This window comes from Streptomyces sp. NBC_01426 (assembly GCF_036231985.1).
Taxonomy (GTDB): domain Bacteria; phylum Actinomycetota; class Actinomycetes; order Streptomycetales; family Streptomycetaceae; genus Streptomyces.
Genome location: NZ_CP109500.1, coordinates 7,588,265 through 7,610,516 on the forward strand (window position 1 = coordinate 7,588,265; position 22,252 = coordinate 7,610,516).

Genomic DNA, 22,252 nt, shown 5'->3' on the forward strand with positions numbered 1-22,252 from the left:
GAAGATCCACAGATCTACCACAGGTCATACGCCGTACGTAACCGAACAATCACAAAGACCGGTCACCCCAGGCAGATCCGCCCCTCAGCGTGACCCTCGATACGCCACGCAAGGCGAAGCTCTGGCCTGGGCTCGCGTGCAAACGAGAGAGGCTGAGACGATCACGCTGACCCAGCAAGGAGGCGATGTGTCGGACGACTCGACGGGTGGCTACACCGCCAACCCCCGTGAGACGAAGTACATCCTCACCGAGGACTCGAGCGTCGTAGCCCGTTTCATGGAGGGATCCGAGCTCCCTGGCACCGGCATCCAGATCCGGCGAGTCGCGAAACCGCAAGGCGATGACCCCACGGTCGTTCGGGAGTGGTGGGAAGTGATCATCTTTGATGACCCCCACCTGGTGCAAAGCCGCAAACCCCAAGCAGGCTAACGCCCAAGCCGGCTAACGCACCCGAATCCTCGGCGATTACGCCGAGTCCACCCTCAGCTCCCGCAGCGCGTCCAGTTGCTCTTGGGTGAGTTTGTCGCGCCGGGTCTTGGTGTTGGAGCTACACACGCCTGCGGAGCGTCGGCCCTCGCTGCCGTCGACCCGTACATCGACCGCAACGTGCTCGCGCAGCAGACCGCCCGCGAGGAACAGCAGCGCCGTGTCTTGGACGAGTTCGCCGGTCTGTGGGGCGCAGCGGGAGAAGGGCCGCTTCAGTGCTATGCGGGGGCTGGCGGTGCCGTGAGGGATGCCTCAGGTCTACGGCCGGAGCGGAGGAATCTGAGTTGCTGGCCCTGCGGGCGGACCGAAAAACACAGCGCCGTAGACCCGTCCCGCTGGATACATTCGAGCGGTGAATGAGATAGCGCGCCGAGACGCGCAGCCGCCTGCTGCGGACGACCTTGAACGTTTCGAGGAGATGCTCCTCGATCAGCTTGCCGAGGCCGGGCTCCCGACTGACGGAGTGCTGGTGGAACTGCCGGAACGCGAGCAGGCACTCGCGAGCTTCGGCGGTGCTCTGCGTCGACTGCCCATGGAAGACCGCGGGCGGTCGGTATACGTGAGCAAGATGATCACTGCGGCGGCCGCCGGACTCTTCGACGCGGCGCTCAACTACCTGTGGAACGAGACAGTTGGCGAGCTTCGTCGGCGCGTAGCCGGATACGACCTGGCCTACTTCTTCGACATCGCCGTCCCGTCACATGACCGACGGAAGCACCTGTCGACGGAGGACGACCTGGTCAAGGTCGACGACATCGACCTGCTGCGTGCCGCCCGCGAGATCGGACTGCTCTCCGCCACCGGCCACGCTCAGGTTGACCACATCCGCTACATGCGGAACTACGCCAGTGCCGCCCACCCCAACCAGGTGGAACTCACCGGCATGCAGCTCGCTGCCTGGCTGGAGACGTGCGTACGGCAGGTGATCACCCTGCCGTACGACACCATCACGGCCGAGACGGGCAAGCTGCTGGCCAACATCAAGAAGGACCAGCTCGACCCGAGCGAGGTCAAGAACACCACGGCGTTCTTCGAAGACCTTCCCGCAGACCGTGCCGACGCGCTCGGCGCCGGCCTGTTCGGCCTCTACACCAACACCAGCCGCACACCGGTCGTCGCCAACAACGTCCTCATGTTGTGGCCGGAGCTGTGGCCGGAGATCAGCGAAGAGGCGCGGCAGCGCTTCGGCGTCCAGTACGGCCGATTCAGCGCCAGTGCCGACATGACGCAGGCTCGGGCGGCCAAGGAGCTCCTCAACCTCGTCGACGGCGGGGCCTACCTGCCGGAGAACGAGCGGGCTGCAGAAATCGACGGGGTACTGGACGACCTGCTGGCTGCTCACCACGGCTACAACAACTTCCACACGGAACCGGCACCCGCTCGATCCCTTGCCGTGCTCGTTGGGCAGTACGGCAACGTGCCGGAAGCGGTGGAAGGCAAGTACGTCCTCACGCTGGTCGAGGTCTTCCTCGGAAACGACTGGGGCGTGTCCAACGCAGCTGCACCCAGCTACGACAAGCTGTTTGGGAAGCTTACGAGCAGCCAGGCCGGCCGCGTGCTGCGCAGCTTCACCGAGGCGCCGATCTCCGCGAAGCTCTGGTCCGCCAAGCCTCGGGCACGGTGGAAGGAACTGCTCGACATCATCGAGCCCAAGCTGACCGCTCGCTCGGACCGGGAACTGTTCGAGGCGGTGCGCGCCTTCACCGGGACCCCGGACAAGCTGGCCAGCGACACCAAGATCGTTCGGCTGGCTACCCCCCGGCGCGTCGTACGGCGCCCGAAGAAAAAGTGAAGGGGCGGGCTCCGCATCCGGAGCCCACCCTCTCGCCTACACCCAGTCCACGCCGAGTTTCGCGAGGGCGGGCGAGTTGGTCGGCGGTGAGCTTGTCGCGCCGGCTCTTGGTGTTGGAGACCCATACGCCGAGCTTCACGGTAACCGGCTCCGCCTCGCCTTCGACCGAGATCTCCTCGCCGTGCGCGCGGGGCACCGGCCGGTGGGCTCCTTCCCGCTCGGCCCACTGCGTGAGGGCCGCCAGGCCGCGCTGGAACGCCTGCTGCGCTTTGCTCGGCGCCTTCGCAGTACGACCGGCCGCGGGGGTGAGAGACAGCTTCTGGTCGGGTTGTACGCCCAGCGTGGTCAGCCGCTCCTGCTGCTCGGGCAACAGCCGCGCCCAGATGCCCGGCTGCCTCTGCTGCTGGAGCCACTTGCCGACGTCGTCGCCGTCGAAGACGACGCCCGGCGCGATGTGGGGCAGGACGCTGTCGGCGTCGACCAGGTCGGCGAGCACGCGGTAGTGGCGCTGCCAGTCCAGGGGCCAGGGGCAGTCCCAGTCTTTGTCGATCGCGGTCAGCTGTGCCGCCCCGTGGCCCGCCGGTAGGACCGGAGCGCGGAGAGCTTGGTCTCTCCCACGCCTCCTCGCCCGGCTCACAGACCATCCCGGCCTCCGGTGCGTCCAGCAGCGTCTTGCGCCGCTCCTCCAACTCACCCGCCCGCAGCGCCTTCCGTTGCTGGTGCACCCACCGCCCGAGGGGGAAGTCCTTCGTGACCCCGACCCCGACCTCGACGTCGTAGGGCACGGCGTAGACGCTGGTGATCTCGTTCTCGGCTCGCCAGCGCAGCAGTGCCTGGTAACCCTCCAGCCACACCAGCGACTCCGGCCGGTAGACCCGGGTCCGCAGAAACGCCGCGATGGTGGCGGCGTCGCGTGGACTGGAGCAGTGGAGCAGGGCAGCCGACTCTGCGGTGGCGTCGGTGCTGTCCTGCTCCTGCTCCTGATCCTCCCCGTTGTCGGGACGTGCCCGTGCCGAATGTGGCCGCTCTGTCCTGGGAGCAGATCCAGGGTCGGCAATGCAACTCCTGTGGCGCCCGGCCCGCCAATGACCACACCTTCGTTGCACCTGTGGGTTCCCCGCCGTATCCCCCTGTCCGTGCACCCTGCGGTGCAACCCGGTTACCTAGGCGCGCAAGTGCCCCCTGTGGGGTCTTTTGCCTGGTCAGACCTGGTGACAGGCGCGCCGGTAGCCGGTTCGGTAACAGGTGCTGGGCAAGCCTGGCTTGCCCAGTCACCGGTCCAGTCACCGGTCCAGTCACCGGTCCAGTCACCGGTCCAGTCACCGGTCCAGTCACCGGTCCAGTCACCGGTCCAGTCACCGGCGCTGCGGGCGAACTCACCGGCCTGGTCACCGGTTGCTGAACTCACCGTTTCAGTCACCGGTGACTGAAACGGTGACTCACCGGTCGGTCGTGGCGCCGGGTCCGAGGGCGCGCCGGCCGTACGGCTGCTCCGGGTGCTCGCCGACTCCGACGGAGGGCGGGGGTGTGGCGGGGCGGGGGCCTGAGCCGAGTTGGCGGCGTTCGTTCATCTGTCCAGTCTCGCCGTCCCGGTCCGGGCCGGTAGCGGGCCTCCGCCGGCGGTACACATGGGGTCGAACATCGGGTCAAACATGGGGTCAAACATCGGGTCAAACATGGGGTCAAACATGGGGGGAGGCCGGTCCGGCGCTCCCTCGGCGTCGTCCCTGGTCAGGCCGGGTATCGCGGCCGGTGACTAGCCAGACTTTCTTATGTGGGGGGATGGGTCTGGCGTGGGGTGTTCGGTTCTTCGGGTCGTGTGCTGGGGCGGTTGGCTCTGGGCTCGGAACAGTTCGGGGGATAGATGGGGGGAGACTACTTCTGGGCTTGTGCTCGTTCTCCCTGGTCAGAGCTGGGTTTCGGGTCGGTGACTGGCCGGACTTGGTTGTGGGGATGGGTCTGGGTTCGGGGTTGGCGGTCGGCTGGTCGGGGTGTGGCTGGAAGTCGGGGGATTGTGGGGGCTTGTGGCGCTGGCGTGACGTGATGATCACGGACGTGGGAGGCGCGGTGCGGGCACGGGCACGGGGGTTACGGGTTGCGGGGCTTGGGGAGGGCTCTGTCTGATGGCGGGTTGTGGCGGGGCGTCGTCGGACGGGAAGCCGGCCGCGGTGGCGTCGGTGGCGACGTCGTCGGCGGTACCGGCGGCGGATCCTCAGGCGGCGGAGAAGACGGCGGTCCTGACGGCGTACGGGGCGATGGCGGCGGCGGAGACGTGGTCGTACGCGAACGCGGTGTTGGATCCGGAGCTGGAGAAGCACGCGACGGACAAGGCGTTGGCCGACATCAAGGCGACCCTGTTCTGGTACCAGCAGCGCGGCACCGTGATGAAGGGCGCACCCGTCCACTCCTCGAAGGTCGACTCCCTTGACACGAGTAAGGACACCTGGCGGGCGGCGATCACGGACTGCGTGGACTCCACCGCCTACGACAAGGTCGACAAGACCTCCGGAAAGCCCGTGACGGCCCCCTCCGGGCCGCGCCGCCACGTGGTGACCTCCACCGCCCAACGCACCAAGACGGGCCCCTGGCAGGTCTACACGTCCACGATCGAGCGAGACCGCACGTGCTGACCCGCCCCCGCCCGACCACCCTCGCCCTCGCCCTGGCGGCCGGGCTGCTCCTCGCGCACGCCGCCGTGCCGGCTCTCGCGGACGGCGGGGGGGTCATCTGTCCCCCTCGGGAGTTGGACTGCGACATCACAGCCCAGGACCCGGGCAAGCCCCTGCCGGGCAAGCCTGGGCAGGGGCCGGGCAAGCCCGGCGGCGACGGGCCGGGCAAGCCCTCCTGCGCGATCGACGGCACACCCGTGCCCTGCTCCACCCCCGAGATGGGCGTCTTCAGCCCGGCGGACTCCTGCTACTGGAAGGAGACCACTGGCCCGGCCGGCGGACTCCCGCCCGGCTTCGACACCGGCGCCCCGCCTGGTTGGAAGCCCGGGGATCCGGGCGGATCGCTCTACCTGGTGACCTGCCCCAACAGCGCCGGTGACGAGATCCGCGGGGGCCTGCGCTGGTCCGCCACCGGCCCGGCCGGTGGCGGCGTCGACGTCCAGGCCCTCGCACAACAAGCCGTCGAGAAGCTGCTCCTGGAGGGCCCGGACATCGGGATCGTGCCCCGCCCGGACGGCACGGGCCTGGTCGGGATGCCGGTGTGGATGTGGTCCAAGCCCGGGCCCGTCCCGCACCGGTCCGACGTCGGCCTCCGCGTCGGCCGGGTCGGTCACGGTCACCGCCACGGCCCGGGTCCGCACCATCGCGTGGTCGATGGGCGACGGCACCACCGTCCCCTGCGCCGGCCCGGGGACGCCGTATCAGCCGGCGTTCGGCAAGCAGTCGTCCCCGACGTGCGGCCACACCTACACCCGCACCAGCGCGACGGCGCCCGGCGGCCGCTACCCGGTCACCGCCACCAATACCTGGGACATCCAGTGGGAAGGCGCCGGCCAGAGCGGCACCCTGACCGTCACCCGGACGAGCTCCACCAGCCTGGCGATCGGTGAACTCCAGGTCGTCGGCGCCGGCTGACGCCCCGGTACACGTGGGGGGAAGCAAGGGGGGAGACATCGGGGGAGACAAGGGGGGAACCATGGGGGGAGACTTGGGGGGAAGCCGGTAGAACGCCCCCTTGGTGTCGTCCCTGGTCAGACCTGGTATCGCGGCCGGTGACTGGCCGGACTTTCTTGTATGTGGGTTTGGGTTTGGTTGTTGGGGTTGGTCTTCGGTTCTTCGGTCTGTGCCTGGGCGGTTGCCCGGGTGGTTCGGTTCGTCGGGCTTTGGGTCTGGGCGGTTGCGGGTCTGGTCGTTGGACGGTGTGAGGGTGCGGTTCAGGTTCGTGGGTTTTTGGTCGGTCTGTCTCTGAGTCGGTGTGCTGTCCGGTGGGCTCTCTGAAAGTTCTGGGGGGCCGGTACTTGTCAAGGCGAGCCGACCTGAACGGCGTCGTAGCCAGTCGGCGCCAGGAGATGGGCGGCGGTTACCGTACGCAAGAGCCACGGTGGCCGGACGTGAACAACCGCTCGGCCGCGTCACCCCGGCCCGTGTCCCGGGCGTGTCAGTGGCCTGCGGCATGATGCGGGAGACGTGACGGCAGGTCCGATAGGGATTTCAGAGGCCGTCCCGAACGGGGGCGTTGTGCACAAGCTGGTCTCAGATGAGGTAGAGGTCACGGAGGATCCGCAGCTGCACTACGAGAGGTGGCGGTGGGGCGGAAGACTGCCGAGTGAGTCGCTGCGCCGTGTCCGCGAGAGCAACGTCCTGGGGCTGCTCGACTTCGACAGTGACCTGGTCCACGACCTCGGCGCCGCGGATCCAGACGTCCAGCGTGCCGTGGCGGTGCTCGCCGCTCAGCGGGCCTGCGAGGTGGCGGGCCTGACCGATGTGCCGTGGGTCGCTGGGGCGCTCGCCGCGTTGCCGCAGGGGCATCCGCTACCGCCCCCTTTCGACGACGCGGCCCGGATGCGGGAGGCTCTGGAGTCCACCCCTCTCGAACCGGGCCCGGATGTTCTCGGCGCAGTACCGCCCCAGCGGGGGCGGTACTTTCCCCCGGCGCCGGCAGGGTTGATGTGGGTCAAGACCGCAGAAGAGAGCGACGGGGAGACGAGCTACGAGCTTGACCGGCTACCGGACAGCCAGGCACCGATGGTGTTCACCGAGCTCGTGTTCCCTGCCGGCACACCGCAGGTCCGTGGGCCCATCTCACAGCCGCATTTCGCTCTCCCCGCCGTACTCGCTGCTGCCGAACCCGACCCGCTCAAAGCAGCTCTGGATGCGGTGTGGCATGCGCTGAACACGTACGGAGAGCACTACCCGGAGTTGTTGGATGAAATCCGGTCGATCTGGGGCGGGCGGACATCCGTACTGGATGCAAAGACACGGCCTGCTGATCTGAGCCGACGAGTGCGGAGCGGACGAGGCGTAGCGATGGTCAACTACCGGGTGAAGTGGGTACGCGCGAGCGACGGCAAGGCCATGGTGTCCGCGGTGAGCTACGACCAGCCCAGCGCCGAACACCGAAAGGCAGATCTCGAGGCGGAGGGCGCCACGGACATCAAGATCGTGAAGCAGCGGCCCGGCGAGTAGAACCGCCCGATTCGCATGCACCCGGCCGTCTCCACGGCACACGCGGGCGTTGAATGCGAACAGCCCCCTCGACCTGGTGGTCGAGGGGGCTGTTGCGTTGGTAGCGGGGACAGGATTTGAACCTGCGACCTCTGGGTTATGAGCCCAGCGAGCTACCGAGCTGCTCCACCCCGCGTCGTGAACACCACCCTACGGCACTGGCCCCACGCTTCCGACCGAGTATCCGGACGGTGAGGCGCTCCCGTTCAACCCGCAGCGTCCCGGGTCCGCCGCACTGTCCCCGACAGCGGTCAGCCCGTACTCCTCGGGAACGGACCGGGGAGTGTCTCGGACTTCCACGACCGCCCCTCCAGCGGACCAAGCTGAAAGGGCGGAGGGCCGCCGTGAGACAGCCCGTACTGACCTGCGCACCCGCCCAGATCGGCCCGTGCGCACGGTGTCGCCAGCCCTGTTGCAGGTACGGCCACGTCGCCTCGCCCCTGTGCCAGGGCTGTAAGGTCCTGCGGTCCGCCGCCGGCTGATGAGCGCGGACGAGCCGGTGGAGCCGGTCGCCTTGCGGCCGTGGGGGCCGCAGGACGGGCCGGCGCCTCGGGTGTGGACGTGGCCGGCCGGTGACCGCCCGGCCCTGGCCGTGTGGTCGTGCGGGGCGTGGCGGTTCGCGCCGGTCAAGTCGCGCCAGGACCACGCGGACGGGCGGGTCGTCTATCAGGTGGCGATCGATGCCGACGGCTCGACGTCGGTTCTGTCGCGGTTGTACCAGTGGCCGCAGCCGGGCCTGAGGGTCGCGCGCCGGTCGGTGTCGGCGCCGTCCGATTCGGGGCCGCCGGTCTTGGCTGTCCGGCGACGAGCGGCGATCGACGCCGCGTAGGCGGTACCCCCTGGCCGCGAGGAGCGGGCCGGCCGCGGCGACAGTAGGAGGGCGGAGGCCGGGGCACATCTTTCACATGCTTCTCGCGTGTGAGGCGCAGCGAGTTGTCGGCACTGGGACGTGTTGATGGGTTGATCGGATGTGTCTGTCCCCTTGGCGCGTCGCGCTGCTGCTGTGGCAACGTTTGTTCCTCCTGGCCGAGGGCCCCGACATGTACCACCCACGTTCCGCAGGAGCAGGGAAAGCCGAAGCCCCCACTGATGCCAAGCCTCCGGTCGAGCGGACAATGTGGGCACAACAAAGGAGCTGGGCCCCTAATGGGGCCCAGCCTTTGGTATATCTACTACACCCCTACCTGGTCAGGCCTGCCCTGGGCCCGCTGCTTTCCTGGCCTGGGAACCTTAACCCCCGAGGATGCCTCCATCTGCCGGTACTTGGGCGCACGGGCCGAGCACGGAAGACTTATTGACCAGAGAAGAACCAGCCTGAGAGTTCTCGCAGTTGATCAGCGTTTTCTGCACCGGCATGTCGGCTCCGCCGCATTGGTTGAGTGGGGTGCCGATGGGCAGGCCGAGGAGGCTGCCGCCGGCGGCTCCGCTGCCTCGGGTGGTGTGGCCCGCGGCTTGGGCGCCGGTGTTCAGGTTGGCGCAGTCGGTCCCGAAGGCCGGGGACAGGAAATCGCCGACTCCTCCCGCGCTGGCAGGTACTGCCGTGACCATGCCTGCTCCCACGGTCGCGGTGGTGAGCAGCACGGCTGCGGTCATCTTTTTGATCGTCATGCCTGGATAACATCCGTGGTCACGGACAGTCACAGGGTGCTCGGTTGACGGCTGCTCGGTGCCTGTCGAAATCCGCTGCTGGTGTGACTGGCATGGGGCGGGCCTCGTTGGGGCTGGCCTCGACGTCGCCGCGGTGGGACTAGACACCCTCCCGCGCAGCAGACACAAGGCCGGTCCCTTAGGGTTCCGGGCTAGCGATACCAGTGCGCGCCGTGGATATACCCGACTGGTTCAAGTGGATCTTTCTCGGCTTGGCCTTCTTGCAGGTCCTCGGCCTCGTCTCCGTCATCCGCCGACTACGCGAACTCGACTCTGGAGTGCGAGCCAAGGCCCGTTTCGATCTGGTGGACTCGATCGGCACCTGGGCGAAGCCCCCGAGGATGGCCGGAAGTCTTCGAGCGGGGGAACTGATGAGGCGTCCGAACAACCGCTGTGGCCGCGGTCGGTCTGTTGCTGGCTCTGACGGCCTGTCAGTCGGGGGCGGCGTCCGGCAAGATCCAGGGCACCGGCGCCGAGTTGGCCTGTGCGGCCGTGAGTCGGCTGCCGGAACGGATGCCCGGTACCGACGGCGGGCAGGCATTCGACATCGCGATGGCCCGCCTCGTCGGCGCCGAGGAACTGGCCAGGGCGGCCGCCCTGGCGGACGCCAAGTTCCAGCCGCTCGCCGACGCCCTGAGGGAGGCGCAGCATCTGCTCAACGTGACCTCCGACATCCAAAGGGCCGAACCCGCCATCAAGAAGGCCCGGACGTACTGCTGAGCTTAGTGACCTCGCTCGTACGGGTGAAGCAGGTCATAGGTCCCTACCGGTACGGCTGGTTCGGAAGCGATGCCATCAATTTCGGCGGTTCCGCACGATTAGCGGCGGTGATTGGTGCCGTGAAGCGGTCCCAGCGGAACAAAAGACAGGGGCGCCCACCGCCTGAATCAATCAGTTGGCCCTTCGGGCCGGACGGCTGGTGTCTCCGATCGGGGTGGTCGTGGGCACTAGGGCAGCGGTTGTATGGTGCGGGGCTGTCGCGTGGCACGAGTGGAACTCATCCTGCGCATCGGCGGATTGTCATATCTAATGCAGGGAAAATTCATGTCAGGCACTGTTCTGTCCGTGTTGGCAGGCGTGGGCGCCCAGCTCCACATGGCGGGCGCAGCAAGAATCGACAGTGCGCCGGACGAATTGGGGCACGCTGAAAGCAGTATTGGCGAATCGAGTTGGTGCGGGAATTCCGATCACGTGGAATTGTGAGAGTAGAAGATGTCCATGAAATTCGGCGGTGCGTCCTCCGTCACTCATACGCTTGACTGGAAGGGAAGTGACTATCTGTGTCGAGTGGTCACGCCCGCGACAGAGAGCCGCCTTAACACCCTCCTGGTCCTGCCGGGAATCATGTATCCCCTGCACTCATGGCCCCGCCTGGAAGCGGAGTTCGCTGACATCAGGCGTCTTGTCTTCGTGGAACTCCCCGGCGTGACCACCGCCACATCAGCGGTTCCTCGACTTACCTGGGAGTTCCTGCTCGGAGCGACAGTGAATATCCTGGACTCGCTCGGTATCCAACGGTGTGATGTGCTTGCAGCCTCCGCTTGCGGGCCTCTGGGGTACCGCTTGGCGCATCAGTACGGTGACCGGATCTCTCGGCTGGTTCTGGTCGGGGCCCCCTCCCAGAACCTCAGCCGGGAGACCGAAGAGCTGATCCGGCACATCGATCGGTTTATCACCCTCAAGCCATCGCTTAGTGGCGACCGTGCGAGGCGAAAGGAATTCGCGGGAATTATTGCGGAAACTCTGACACTCTCGAACAGCACACGGGGGCGCCGTTCTGCGGCCATGATCGCCCTCGCGCTACGCCACAAGCTTTCCCGGCTCCCGCGCGAGGATTACATCAGGTACGTCCAATATCATAATGACCTGATGTTGAACCCTGGTGCAGAGGTGATCCCGCCGGGTTTGATCGAAGGAGTTCCGACCCTGGCCGTATACGGCGAGCACGACAGGATTACACCCCCCGGATCAGGCAGGGAACTCGCCGGTAACATCGCCGACTGCACTGTGGCAGTCATCAAGCAATGCGGCCACATGTTGAACAATGAGCGGTCGAAGGAATTTAACGATCTAATCAACCGTTTTCTGGCAGGGAACTCTCTGACGCCTCTGCCGTACCTCGCCGACATTTCGACAGGCCAGACCGTCCGCGCATCCGATCGTATGTGATGCAGCGTTGCCCGCGGCCCTTGGCCCACGACTGGGTCAAGGTTTGCCGCCGGGACACCACCGAGGGATCGTCGGCGCCGCCACGGGCACCCTCGACCGCAGCTCCTTTGTCGGTCTTCGAGCGCAAGCACGAGATCGGGATGCTGAGGGCGATCGGCCTTCACCGCACACAGATCAAGCAGATGGTACGGATCGAGGCGATCACCATCGCGCTGTTCGGCGCCGTACTCGGCATCGGCCTCGGGTTCTTCCTGGCCTGGGCTGCCGGAAAGTCGATCACGGGCATCCTGCGGACATACACGATGGACATCCCCTACGGCCGCATCGCGTTCTTCTTCCTGATGTCCGGCGTTGTCGGGGTACTGGCCGCCCTCTGGCCGGCCCGCCGCGCAGCCCGGCTCAACCCCCTGGAAGCCATCAAAACCGACTAAGAGAGACGGGGCCTTAACACCTGATGTTGAATACGCGAGACCTGGAATCCGAGATCGTATACCAGGCATTGCAGGTGCCCTGCATGGATCCGCGCTCTGCGCGCCGTGGGTCGCATAAGAGGCGGTGCCAGTTCTCGCCTATACGGGTGTGCGGGTCAGGGCCGGTGCCCAGAGCGCTCCGGGGCAGTACGACCCGGCCCGTACCTCGGCCCCGACACACCGGCCTGGTATGTCGGGGCCGCGTCGTGCGTGGCCGGGCGGGCGCCTACCGAACAACCGCCCGCCCGGCGGGGGTGTGCGATCCAACCACGGCACCCGGGGGGTGGACCACCCCTCCGGGCTCCACTTTCCACGCTACGCCCACTGCGGCGGAGCCGCGCCCTTGGCCAGCCCCGCTGGTCAGAGGCCTAGTGACGGCTTGATTGCGCGGCATGACGGCCACGGCCGGCGTACTCGGACCGGCGTCGCGGCCGTGCGGGCGACGGCATGATCGCGCTCCCTGCGGTGCAACCCCGGTTACCTAGGTGCGCAAGTGACCCCTGAGGGTTGTCTTTCCGCTGGTCAGGACTGGTAACAGGCGCGGTGGTAACCGCGACTCGGTGACTGGCCGGGTAACAGGGTTACCGGCCCAGTCACCGGCCCTGCGCGGTGAGGCTGGCCGTCAACGGCCGGCGATCGATGCTGCGTAGCGGTCCGGTCCGGGGCTGTGTCGGGCCGCTGCACTGCATCTTCGAGGGGTGAGCCTGTCCGATTGCGGCCCTGCCCTGCGCACCCATGTCGGCGCGGGTGCGGCGAGCCTATCGGGCGCGTCCTGAAACACGCTGAGGGTGCATGAGAGGAACGGTGTCCGCTGGCACGTGCTGGCGGCGGACACAATCAAGCGGACCTTTTGGAGCGATGGCTGCGTCGGCGTCTTGCGGTCGATCTCCCGGATTCTCATGCCACCGCGGTGGTCCCGACGGATCGTCACGTACAGCTCGACCTTCGACATCTGCGGCATGGCCAGGCCCTTTCGCCACGGCCTGACAACTGTGGGGCGGTGCCGCCGTGCTCGGGGGTCGCCAGGACGGCATCCGCGATACGTCACTCCCCCCAACAACCGGACAATTGCCCACGCATAAGCGTTTCGCGTCTCAGTTGGCTGTCCCCGGTCGGCTCCGTGGACGTCGACTACAAACGGCAGGGTGGGGTGACCACAGTCGCCCTCTGCGCAGCCGAGGACGTCGCGCTTTTGGAGGTGGTCCGGCCCTCGGTGGACTGGCGGGCCGTGCGCACCGTGGTGGCGGGGCGTGGCTCATCGCTCGCAGCTCTTGACCCGATTGCCCCGGCTGACGATCGGGCGTTCCTGGCGGAGGTGGCGTGGATCGCCAGGGTGGCCGGGCCACGGTGGTGAACTGGCTCCGCCGGCACCCCGACTTCCCCGACCCGGGTGGCCGGCAAGGACGTGCACCCGCAGCTCGACCGGCACACAGTCGTTGCCTGGCTCCTCGCCCACGACAGGATCGGCATCCCCCGCGGGGCCGACGGTTTCCTCGGTGCTGCCGGCCGGTACCGGGGGCGCCACGTACTGGTTCCGGCTTTATGGCCCGTGGCTGACCCTGGCCGAAGGCGTCGACGGGGAGGACCAGTTGTCCGGCTGGTCCACCGTTACGGACGCCGAGCGACCGGAGGGTTATGGGTCAGCGTTGGTGGGGGAGTGGGGGTCGTTGGGCGTCGGGGTCGGTGGAGCGGTCGAAGGCTCCGGGCTGGGCGAGGTCTGCGAGGAGTTCGTCGATGAGTTGCCGGGTGACGTGGGGCATGACGTAGACGTGGCTGTAGTCGTGGCGGCGACCGCCGAGGTTGAGGGGCATGCAGGCCAGGGAGTATTTGCGGGTGATGTCGGCGCGGGGTTGCTGGAACCAGATGCTGAGGGCGTGGTCGGCGTGGCCGACCTCGATGCCGTCCTCGGCCCATGGCTCTGAGCGGTCCCGGAGTCGGTCGCTGAGTTCGCGCAGGCGCCGGGCGGTGTACTGGGCGATTCCTGAGACGTCGGCGGCCTGGCGGATCTGCTGTTCTTCGCTGAGCTGGGCGAGGTGGTTCCACATGGCGAGGGCTGCGAAGCCGCTGCGGGAGCCGGCGAAGGTGCTGTCGGGGGAGGAGACGTATGCGGGGTCGGACGGCGGGCGGAGCTTGGCTCCCGCGCGTGCCATGTAGATTCCCGTGGGGACGGGCGCGCCGGGGTATTTGTGGCCGCTGGTGACGATGGAGGACACCTCGGGGATCCGGAAGTCGAAGACCGGGGGTGCGGTGTCGGTGAGGCCGGTGTCGCGGGCCTTCTCCAGGTAGGGGGCGTAGGCGGCTCCCATGGCTCCGTCGACGTGGATCCAGTACCCGTTGCGGGTGCTGACACGGTTGGGGTCGTCGGGGTCGAATCGCACGGTGCGGTCGACGAGTCCGTGCCGTGTGAAGATCGGCCGCAGGCGCTCGCAGGCGCCTTGGACGTCGTCGAAGGCGCCCTTGAAGACGCTGCCGACGTTGAAGTTGACCAGGACGGGGTGTCCCTTGGCGGCGAAGAAGTCCACGACGGCGACCAGGGCGTCGATGTCGATGGTGCCCGGCCCCTCGTCGCCGCCGGTGGTCGGGACCCCGCCCAGCGGCCAGCCGTTGTACGTCGGCATCCCGGTGCCGGACACATCGATCGGGCACTGGCCCGGGTAGAGGCTTCCGCCCAGGTCGTAGAAGGTCGGGATGTCCAGCACCCGCATCGCCTTGATGTGCGAGTAGTGGGTCTCCCGGGAGAAGAACGCCACCGGCAGGTAGGCGTTGGGGTTGTCGTCGGGATGCTGGGCCCGCAGGTAGCTGGTGCGGCAGCTGGTATCGCCGGAGACCTCGTCACGCACCAGGGCGTTGCCGTCCAGGTAGTCCCGCGCGTTCCACATCGCGTACAGGTTGCCCTCGGTGCTGCCCATGGACAGCACGTACCCCCACCCGTCCTCCTCGCGGGGCCGGTCCGGATCCTCGGGCAGGGCCACGTGCCACAGGCGGGCATAGTGCTCAAGGACGGCCCGCTCCAGCCACCGCGAGTGCAGGCTGTAGTGGCTGTCGACGAACGGGTCCCCGATGTTGTTGAGGTGGAAGCCCAGGAACGGGCCCAGCGCGGCGTGGCCGTCGAGCGACAGGTTCACCTGATAGCCAAGAAGACGACCGCGCTGCTCGCCGAGGTATCCCTCCGGCTTGGCGAGGACCGCGGTCCGCTGCTCGTCGGTGTAGGAGTCGGCACCCAGCCGGTAGTCGTCGTTGGTCGGCGGCGCCGTTACCGGGATTCCTGTGTACTCGGTCGTCATGAGGTGTCCGATTCTGAACAGAATCACGAAACGGCGGCCTATCCGCGTCGTAAACGGACGGCACTTGCGTCGGGAATCGCTCGGATCCGAAGGGATAGGGGTGGGGGCGAGGCGCGTGGAAGGAGCGGCCGCAGCGGCGGCCGCCGGAGCGTTGAGCAGCCCAAACAGCAATCGCTGGAGGAGGATCGGCCGTTGTCCAGGCACCTCGCGGCATCCAGAATATGTGCCCTGCGATGAAGAAGTTCCCACTCCATCCGCACAACATTCCTATTACCTGATTCGGGTGGTCGGAGTTTTAATTCGTACCTCAAAGGTGCCATGAGCAGTGACGTTTTTGCGCGCGCCGGAGGCGACAGCGAAGTGCTGGCTCCGAACTGACGTCCGTTCGTGCAGCCGGTCCTGTACGCCCCGTCCGGGCGGCGCTTGGCGGCCCGGGCCACGCTGTTGCCCGGATCCCGGGCACCGAAGGAATGCCGACGCCGGCGGACTGTTGGGCGATCAGAAACCTTCCTCCGGCCAGGGCCTGGCCGGACTGGACGAACACCAGGTCACACACTGGACGTTCTGGCACCGCTGGGTCACCCTCGCGATGCTCGTGCACGCCTTCCGCCCCGTCATCCGCGCCGACGAACACGCCGGCCACCCCGGTCCGGAGGGGCTGCCCCCCTCACCTGCAACGAGATCCAGCACCTGTTCACCTGGCCGTCCGCCGCGTCTACGGCACAGACCACCGGCTCGACTGGCCCCACAGGCGACGCGCCGCCAGGCCCGATCGACAAGCCAATCAAGCATGAGGATCGCGATCTAAAGCTGGAGTATCACGCGGTGACTTTCCCGAAGAGGTGGTTGGCTGGAGCGTCCGGGTTGTTGCCGTAGAAGAACTCCGTGAGCGCCTGGTGGAACTCGGCGCGGTCCAGTGCGCCGGAGCCATCCCGGTCCAAAGCGGCGAAGGCCGCGGCACCGTCCTCGACGGGAACGCCGGCGACCGCGTCGAACATCTGCTGGAACTCCGCCTGATCGATCTTGCCGTCGGCGTTGAGATCGACCAGGTCGAAGAAACAGTTGGTCACCGGCTCGATCTGTTCCGGGTACAGGGCGGGGTCGGTCAGGACCCGCTTGAACCCTTCGGTCATTTCCCGCAGATCGACCTTCCCGTCACCGTCCTGATCCATGGGGGCGATCACGTTCGTCCAGAACCCGTCCATCCCCTCGGTGAGCTGGTGGGTGGTGGCGGAGTCCGGCGTGGCGCCGCGGGCGGCGATGTAGCGCTCGCTCATGTTGCGGACGTCCCGCTGGGTGATGAACCCGTCGCCGTCGACGTCGGCGCCCCTGAACCACTGGCCGTACTTGAGGTCTTGAAGTGCAGTCATGGCTGCGCACAGTATTCACGTCGTCACACAGACGCAAACGGCGAGTGAGGGGGCTTTCGACGGACTGACCGGCCTACTACGCGCCTGACAAGGGCGTACACGGGAACGCGCCCGACGAGGCAGGAAGTCTTCGTATCAATGTCGGAGGTCGGGTGGCGTGAAGGCGAGCACATCAGGCGGAAGATCGGCATAGACCTCGACGTCGACCAGCGCACTGAGAGCACTCGGCCCTTGGGACAGGCGTGAGCACGGCCGATCCGCCGTGAGGACGTTCGGATTGCCGTGACGGTCCAGTGTCCCGCTGAGGCCCGGCTGGACCGGATCCCACCACGCGCCGGTGGACAGTTGCACGACGCCTGACATGACGTCGTCAGACAGGACCGCGCCCGCGAGGCAGCTGCCTCGGTCGTTGAAGACGCGTACGATCGTGCCGTTTTCGATACCGCGCGACGCGGCATCCGCCGGATTGAGCGTCACGGGCTCGCGCCCTCGAATTTTTGAGCTGAGGCTGTGGCCGCCGTTGTCGTACTGACTGTGCAGGCGTGAGGCGGGCTGGTTCGAAATCAAGTGCAGCGGGAATCGGTCCGCCAGATCAGCGTGAAGCCACTCCACTGGTTCGAACCACGTCGGATGCCCGGCGCAGTCGTCGTAGCCGAACGAGTCGATTTCCTCGGAGAAGATCTCGATCCGGCCCGACGGCGTCGGCAGGGGGAACTGTTGCGGATCTGAGCGGAGCGCCTCGAAGCTCCCGGGAAACGGTCCAGTCAGCGCCGGCAGCTCAGCAGCGGCGCTTCGCCAGAAGTCCTCGAAGCTTGGCAAGGTGGTCTCGTCGCCGAGCTGGACCCTCGTCTGATCGTAAAGGTGCCGTACCCATTCGGTCTCGGAACGCGACTGTGTGAACTCTTTCTCGTATCCGAGCCGGGCGGCCAGGGCGGCGAAGATGTGGTGGTCGGTGCGCGACTCGCCTTCCGGCTCGCGGACCTTCGGCATGGCGACGAGGTGGGGGTCGGAGAAGCCGGCGGCGAAGTCGTCGCGTTCCAGGCTGGTGGCGACGGGCAGGACGATGTCCGCGAACTTGGCGGTGGTGTTCCACCAGGCTTCGTGAACCACCACGGTGTCAGGTCTCTGCCAGGCGCGGGTCAACCGATGCAGGTCCTGGTGGTGGTGGAACGGGTTTCCTCCGCACCAGTACACGAGGTGCAGCTCGGGCAAGGTGAGCCGCTGCCCGTCGTAGTCGATGGTCTTGCCCGGATGCAGCAGGGTGTCGGCGATCCTCGCGACCGGGATGAAATCCGCAACGGGGTTGGAAACCGCCGGAATCGTTGCCACCGAGGGGCGGCCTGGGGCAACGCCGGTCGCGTCCATCGTCGCGTACCCTGCGCCCCAGCCGCAGCCGGGCCGGCCCATCGAGCCCGCCATGGCGGCCAGCACGACGGACATCCAGATCGGCTGTTCGCCGTGGTCTGCCCGTTGCACCGCGTAGTTGACCATGATGATCGAGCGCTGGGCTGTGAGGCGCCGAGCGAGGTCGATGATCGCGTCACGGCTGATGCCCGTGATCCTCGCCGCCCAGGCGGCGTCCTTGGGGACGCCGTCGAGCTCGCCGAGCAGGTAGGAGGCAAAGCGATCGAACCCGGTACAGCACCGGCGAAGGAAGTCTTCGTCGTGCCAGCCGTTGACCAGCATCGTGTGGGCGATGCCGAGCATCGCGGCGGTGTCGGTGTTGGGGACGACGGGCAGCCACTCGGCGTCGAGGAAGCCGGCGACGTCACTGCGGATAGGGCTGACGTTCACGAACCGCACCCCGGCCTCACGACACTGGCGCTGCAGGTCCTGCGTCTGGTGCCTTGCCAGCCCACCAGGGTTGATTTGGCTGTTCTTCAGGGCCAGCCCTCCGAACGCCACCACGAGCTCGCAGTTCTCGGCGATCTCGCCCCACATCGGCATCCGGGACTGGTAGCTCCACGGATGCCCGCCGATTACATGGGGAAGGATGACCTCCAAAGCCGCGGTGCTGTACGTGTTGCGCGAGTCGGTGTATCCCCCGCCTAACGACAGGAACCGGTGGAGTTGCCCCTGCGCATTGTGGAACGCGCCCGCACTCGCCCAGCCGTAGGACCCGCCGAACACCGCACTGTCTCCGTGCTGTGAACGCACCCGAGACAGCTCATCACTGACCAACGTGAGCGCGTCGTCCCAGCTCACTTCCACGAAGGCGTCCGCGCCTCTGGCCGTGTCGTGGACGCGCGGCAGGCCGTTCAGCCAGCCTTTGCGCACCGCGGGGCGCAACACGCGAGCGTGGTCGTCGGCGGCCGTCACCATTCCGGGGCCGATAGGCGACGGCGCAGGGTCGTCGCCCCTCGGCTCGATTCGCACCAACCGGCCGGATTCGACCACCGCGACAAAACTGCCCCAGTGCGTCGCAACCGACATGCGTCGTTCCACCATGCACCAACCCCGCCCTGGAAGGTTCCCCTGCTCTCGCACAGTGGCTGCGTACGCCACGGGACCCCCATCGAGCAGAGGTCCGCAGGGCAGAGACTTCCCCTGAGGTCTGCTGGTCAACCCCACCCGTCGGTATGTCGGCGCGAGCGATGAGTGTGTGGCTCGTGGTGTCGCCGGGTGCTGTTCCACGCGCTCCAGGGACCGGTGCAGGCCCTTGATGAGGCGGGCTCGGCCCTGTGCGTAGGCGAGGACGCCGCACCCAGAGGACGTCACCGACAGGCGCCTGTTCGTCTCGGCCAGGGTGTACGCCAGGAGTTCCCCGAGCCCAGACCCACCTGTCAGGGCAACGGCACGGGCTTTCAGCTCTTCCCGAATGACCCTGGCATGGCCCGTCAGTTCGAGTGCGGCCAACGGCTCGATCCGCGCCCACTGCGCGTCAGTCAACGACACACGGGGCGAGGATGCCGTCTGGTGTCTGGTGGGAGAGTCGCTTTCCTGCCGGCAAGAGGGGCTTCTCCGACGTGCGGGTGGGGACATGCGTGCCGGCCGCTGCGGTCGGCGTGGTGTCGGTAACCGTTCGCCCGCGGGGCCGTTGATCGGGTGATACCCGTGCTGCCCCCGGTGTCGCGGGACCCCGCAAGGGCGCGTGCCGCGTCCGCGACCAGTGCGGTCGGCGCCCGTTCCCCCAACCTCAGCCCGTGCCCGTGCCCGTCCTGCCCGTGAAGCCGGGGCGGGCGACGCGGTGTTCACGAGCCGTGGTTCCCGCCATCCCATTCGTCCTGTCTGGAGATTCGTGTTCCCTCCTGCTGATACCGCCACGTTCCAGCCGGCCCCGCCGCGCCGCTGGCACCCGGCGCTGGCGGTTCCCGCCGTTGTTCTCGCCACGCTCGTGGTCCCGCCACTCGGTGCCGCGCTCGCGTTCATGGCCCGCTGGGACAAGGCCGGCCGGGCGGTAACCGTGGTCCTGGCCTCGATCTGGTTCGGTGTACTGCTCGTCACCGCCTCCGGCCCGAAGCCCGTGCGTGACGATGCGAAGCCCGGTTCCCGGCCGGTGGTCACCGTCACCGTCACCGCGTCGGCCCCCACCTTGGCCGCCCCCTCTTCCACGTCCTCGTCGACACCCGTTTCGGCGTCACCCACACCTGTCTCGCCGTCTGTCTCCGCACTGGCGTCGGTCCCGCCCGTTGCCGCCCCGGCCCAGCCGCAGGTTCCCCAGGCTCCGCCGAGCCGGCCACACGCCCCGGCCCCGGCGCGGGCTGACGACGGGAAGGGGACCTCGGATGATGCTCCGGCGGCCGTGGGGGCGTCGTCAGGGGGGAGTTCGACCAGCGGGGGAGGTGGCAGTGCCTATTACCGCAACTGCACGGCGGTCAGGGATGCAGGGGCAGCTCCGATCCGCCGCGGGGACCCTGGCTTCGACCGCCACCTCGACCGCGATGGCGACGGCATCGCCTGCGAGTGACCATGCCACCCTCGCGCGCGGCCATCGCCGGCGTAGCGGAGCCGACCTGAGACCGGATCACTCGCGGGGCATCCGTCCCGACCCAGGCACCACACCAAGGGTGTGTGCCCGCGTATCGGCGCGTACCCCGGGCTGCCGGAGCGGCGCACCATGGTTGGGCCCGCCGCCTCGGCAGTCACCCCGATCCGGGCAAGCCGGAATCAGGTGGGGCGGGGCGGCGGGCTGCCGGTTCGCCTTCGCGTCGGTTGGGGCAGGCCCTCTCGTGCACGGTGACTCCGCCTTCGGGGCCACCGATCGTCAGGGCCCGGGCTCCACACCGCCGGCAGATGGGCGGCCGATCGTCTTGTCGACCGGTGGGATGTGCGGCGCGCGCGTTCATGAGGTGGGCCTTGTACTGGGGCAGGCCCACACCTCGATGTCGGTGTTGTGGACTCCTTGCCGGCTGGAGATCCTTCCGCGGGAGACGGCGCCGGCGGTGAGTTTGGTGCCGCAGGCGAAGCAGGCCCGCCCCACGCCGACCGCCCAGGGCAGGCCCTGGGCCGAGGGTAGGGGGGTGTCCGCGCATTGCAGCGTCGTCGTGGTCACGGGGTCACCCTCCCACGGGCGTCTGGGCTGTAGCGCGCGACAGTCCGCCACAGGGGTCGCAGGGGCGGACGGAGGTCGGCACGCTCCAACAGACGAGGAGCTCGGGTAACACCGGCCCTTCGTGCCGCCGGCAACTCCCGCCCTCGGGCGGCCCCTGTCCCTCGGTGGCCCCAGGTTCTTCGGATGTCGGCTTCACCGCGGAATCGTTCCCGCCCGCTCGCGTGATGACGCGCGTACCCGACGAAGGTGTTCCGGCGGCCGCTCGTGCCGGTGCCCTCCTGGCTCCGCCCTGACCTCAACCGCCGCGCCAAGCTGCCCACCCGGCGCGTGACGGTGCGGCAGCCTACGGTTCGGGCCCTGGAGCCTGGCACCCGTCCGGCTCGCAGGCCACCGTCGTTCGAGCGGGAGGGTGGCCGTCGTGCGCGTGGGCGATGACCATGCAACTCTGTGTATTCCTGCGGTATTCGCCTTGTGTGAAGAGCAGGATGGGCGCGGTGTCTTCCGCGTTGGGCGGGTGGCGGGGTGGGTGTGTGGGCAGGCTGGCGGGGTGGATGCGATGGATGTGCGGCGGGTATACGGCGGTTCAGACGACAGCGGCGAGGAGCCGGCTCCGCGGCCCGATCACGTGTACGCGAGACTCTTGGGCGGGCCCCTGGACGGCCTGCTCCTCGATGTCACCGGCTGGCCTGTGGGACAGCGGGTGGAGGGTACGTTGCTGATCACGGACAAGGGTTTGTACGGGTCGGGTGGTCGGGCGTTCTACGCGCCGGTCGAGGACGATGCCGAGGGCCCGTTCCTGTGGCACGGCGACACCCCCTGACCAGTCCCGGTCCCACCCGAGCACAGTGACTGCGACCGGGGAAGGTGTCTCACCAGCCCCCTGGCGCACGTGGCGGCGGGTGGGACGCCTGCCGGACTGGGTACTTGTCCCGCTGCCTCTGCCCGTACCGCCGCGAGATGCCGCGTGGTTGTCCACGTGTCGCTGTCCGACACGACCGCCCCCGTTCAGGTCGAAACGCGGTGTCCCCTGCAGACCCGTAGATGCCCATGCTCGCGGACGAACCACGGGCCGACGACGGTCTGGGGGCCGCGGGTGCGCGCCGGTTGATGCCTGCCGCGTCGACTATGGCCGGGCGGCGGCCACCGGTTGCCGGGCACGGCGCAGCTGTCCTCGGCACAGGGCATTCCTTGATCTTCTCCGCCGCTTCGGGGCAGCGCATTGCCGTCGTCCGGCAGTCTTCACCCGCCATTCGCTGCCGGTGAAGGACCTCTTTGCTGCCTGTGGCAATCTGGTTGCGCGTCAACGGGTTCGCCGACGCGACGAGGACGGGGGAGTGTGTGACGGAGCGGGAAGCACCGCGAGACCA

General features: G+C 67.9%; 19 protein-coding genes, 1 tRNA gene and 3 pseudogenes. 14 read left to right on the forward strand and 9 right to left on the reverse strand.

Annotated features, from left to right (window positions below; all coding sequences use genetic code 11):
* Window positions 1-187: 187 nt before the first annotated feature.
* Window positions 188-430, forward strand: coding sequence for a hypothetical protein (locus OG906_RS34080; RefSeq protein WP_329447875.1), 243 nt, complete (start codon window positions 188-190; stop codon window positions 428-430).
* 36 nt (window positions 431-466) lie between these two features.
* Here OG906_RS34080 and OG906_RS34085 read toward each other — a convergent pair whose 3' ends face one another.
* Window positions 467-556 carry a helicase gene (locus tag OG906_RS34085; RefSeq protein WP_329447876.1) on the reverse strand — a complete coding sequence of 30 codons (90 nt, stop codon included), beginning with the start codon at window positions 554-556 and terminating at the stop codon, window positions 467-469.
* A 283-nt stretch (window positions 557-839) separates the two neighbouring features.
* On the opposite strand from OG906_RS34085, the gene OG906_RS34090 reads away from it, so the two are divergent.
* A complete protein-coding gene (locus OG906_RS34090) occupies window positions 840-2,279 on the forward strand; it encodes a hypothetical protein (protein WP_329447877.1) in 1,440 nt (479 codons plus the stop codon).
* A 36-nt stretch (window positions 2,280-2,315) separates the two neighbouring features.
* On the opposite strand, the pseudogene OG906_RS34095 reads toward OG906_RS34090, so the two are convergent.
* Together OG906_RS34095 and OG906_RS34100 are read right to left on the reverse strand one after the other, a co-directional pair.
* A pseudogene (locus tag OG906_RS34095) lies at window positions 2,316-3,271 on the reverse strand (helicase associated domain-containing protein); the annotation flags it as partial.
* Between the two features lie 447 nt (window positions 3,272-3,718).
* Window positions 3,719-3,850: a hypothetical protein gene (locus OG906_RS34100; protein WP_329447878.1), complete on the reverse strand. Its 132-nt coding sequence runs from the start codon at window positions 3,848-3,850 to the stop codon at window positions 3,719-3,721.
* Between the two features lie 606 nt (window positions 3,851-4,456).
* Between OG906_RS34100 and OG906_RS34105 the strand changes: the two genes are divergently transcribed.
* The 3 genes from OG906_RS34105 (at window position 4,457) to OG906_RS34115 (ending at window position 7,414) form a co-directional block, all read left to right on the forward strand.
* Window positions 4,457-4,909: a hypothetical protein gene (locus OG906_RS34105; RefSeq protein WP_329438809.1), complete on the forward strand. Its 453-nt coding sequence runs from the start codon at window positions 4,457-4,459 to the stop codon at window positions 4,907-4,909.
* A gap of 693 nt (window positions 4,910-5,602) precedes the next feature.
* Window positions 5,603-5,863 carry a hypothetical protein gene (locus OG906_RS34110; protein WP_329438807.1) on the forward strand — a complete coding sequence of 87 codons (261 nt, stop codon included), beginning with the start codon at window positions 5,603-5,605 and terminating at the stop codon, window positions 5,861-5,863.
* 603 nt (window positions 5,864-6,466) lie between these two features.
* The gene (locus OG906_RS34115; RefSeq protein WP_329438806.1) at window positions 6,467-7,414 is read left to right on the forward strand and encodes a hypothetical protein; all 948 of its coding nucleotides are present in this window, start codon (window positions 6,467-6,469) and stop codon (window positions 7,412-7,414) included.
* A 98-nt stretch (window positions 7,415-7,512) separates the two neighbouring features.
* On the opposite strand, the gene OG906_RS34120 is transcribed toward OG906_RS34115, so the two are convergent.
* A tRNA-Met gene (locus OG906_RS34120) sits at window positions 7,513-7,589 on the reverse strand.
* Window positions 7,590-7,934: 345 nt separating this feature from the next.
* Between OG906_RS34120 and OG906_RS34125 the strand changes: the two genes are divergently transcribed.
* Complete coding sequence (locus OG906_RS34125) at window positions 7,935-8,282, forward strand: hypothetical protein (RefSeq protein ID WP_329438804.1); 348 nt, start codon at window positions 7,935-7,937, stop codon at window positions 8,280-8,282.
* A 401-nt stretch (window positions 8,283-8,683) separates the two neighbouring features.
* On the opposite strand, the gene OG906_RS34130 is transcribed toward OG906_RS34125, so the two are convergent.
* Window positions 8,684-9,061 carry a hypothetical protein gene (locus OG906_RS34130; RefSeq protein WP_329438802.1) on the reverse strand — a complete coding sequence of 126 codons (378 nt, stop codon included), beginning with the start codon at window positions 9,059-9,061 and terminating at the stop codon, window positions 8,684-8,686.
* A gap of 450 nt (window positions 9,062-9,511) precedes the next feature.
* Between OG906_RS34130 and OG906_RS34135 the strand changes: the two genes are divergently transcribed.
* The 5 genes and pseudogenes from OG906_RS34135 (at window position 9,512) to OG906_RS34155 (ending at window position 13,093) form a co-directional block, all read left to right on the forward strand.
* The gene (locus tag OG906_RS34135) at window positions 9,512-9,820 is read left to right on the forward strand and encodes a hypothetical protein (protein ID WP_329438800.1); all 309 of its coding nucleotides are present in this window, start codon (window positions 9,512-9,514) and stop codon (window positions 9,818-9,820) included.
* A gap of 270 nt (window positions 9,821-10,090) precedes the next feature.
* Window positions 10,091-10,303, forward strand: a complete 213-nt coding sequence (locus tag OG906_RS34140) for a hypothetical protein (protein ID WP_329438798.1) — start codon at window positions 10,091-10,093, stop codon at window positions 10,301-10,303.
* A gap of 9 nt (window positions 10,304-10,312) precedes the next feature.
* Complete coding sequence (locus OG906_RS34145) at window positions 10,313-11,269, forward strand: alpha/beta fold hydrolase (protein ID WP_329438796.1); 957 nt, start codon at window positions 10,313-10,315, stop codon at window positions 11,267-11,269.
* 107 nt (window positions 11,270-11,376) lie between these two features.
* Window positions 11,377-11,700: pseudogene (locus OG906_RS34150) on the forward strand (ABC transporter permease); the annotation flags it as partial.
* A gap of 1,159 nt (window positions 11,701-12,859) precedes the next feature.
* Entirely contained in the window at window positions 12,860-13,093 is a 234-nt protein-coding gene (locus OG906_RS34155) for a hypothetical protein (RefSeq protein WP_329438794.1), read from the forward strand.
* A 286-nt stretch (window positions 13,094-13,379) separates the two neighbouring features.
* Here OG906_RS34155 and OG906_RS34160 read toward each other — a convergent pair whose 3' ends face one another.
* The gene (locus tag OG906_RS34160) at window positions 13,380-15,023 is read right to left on the reverse strand and encodes a histidine decarboxylase (RefSeq protein WP_329438792.1); all 1,644 of its coding nucleotides are present in this window, start codon (window positions 15,021-15,023) and stop codon (window positions 13,380-13,382) included.
* A gap of 511 nt (window positions 15,024-15,534) precedes the next feature.
* Here OG906_RS34160 and OG906_RS34165 point away from each other — a divergent pair.
* Window positions 15,535-15,817, forward strand: a pseudogene (locus tag OG906_RS34165) (IS701 family transposase); the annotation flags it as partial.
* Between the two features lie 24 nt (window positions 15,818-15,841).
* Here the strand turns inward: OG906_RS34165 and OG906_RS34170 are convergent.
* Together OG906_RS34170 and OG906_RS34175 are read right to left on the reverse strand one after the other, a co-directional pair.
* Window positions 15,842-16,393 carry an EF-hand domain-containing protein gene (locus OG906_RS34170; RefSeq protein ID WP_329438790.1) on the reverse strand — a complete coding sequence of 184 codons (552 nt, stop codon included), beginning with the start codon at window positions 16,391-16,393 and terminating at the stop codon, window positions 15,842-15,844.
* Between the two features lie 135 nt (window positions 16,394-16,528).
* Entirely contained in the window at window positions 16,529-18,841 is a 2,313-nt protein-coding gene (locus OG906_RS34175; RefSeq protein ID WP_329438788.1) for a molybdopterin-dependent oxidoreductase, read from the reverse strand.
* A gap of 919 nt (window positions 18,842-19,760) precedes the next feature.
* Here OG906_RS34175 and OG906_RS34180 point away from each other — a divergent pair.
* On the forward strand, window positions 19,761-20,300 hold the full coding sequence (locus OG906_RS34180) for an excalibur calcium-binding domain-containing protein (RefSeq protein WP_329447883.1): 540 nt from the start codon (window positions 19,761-19,763) through the stop codon (window positions 20,298-20,300).
* Window positions 20,301-20,675: 375 nt separating this feature from the next.
* On the opposite strand, the gene OG906_RS34185 is transcribed toward OG906_RS34180, so the two are convergent.
* The gene (locus tag OG906_RS34185) at window positions 20,676-20,885 is read right to left on the reverse strand and encodes a hypothetical protein (RefSeq protein WP_329438787.1); all 210 of its coding nucleotides are present in this window, start codon (window positions 20,883-20,885) and stop codon (window positions 20,676-20,678) included.
* Between the two features lie 556 nt (window positions 20,886-21,441).
* Here OG906_RS34185 and OG906_RS34190 point away from each other — a divergent pair.
* Window positions 21,442-21,705, forward strand: coding sequence for a hypothetical protein (locus tag OG906_RS34190; protein WP_329447882.1), 264 nt, complete (start codon window positions 21,442-21,444; stop codon window positions 21,703-21,705).
* The last annotated feature ends 547 nt before the right edge of the window (window positions 21,706-22,252 follow it).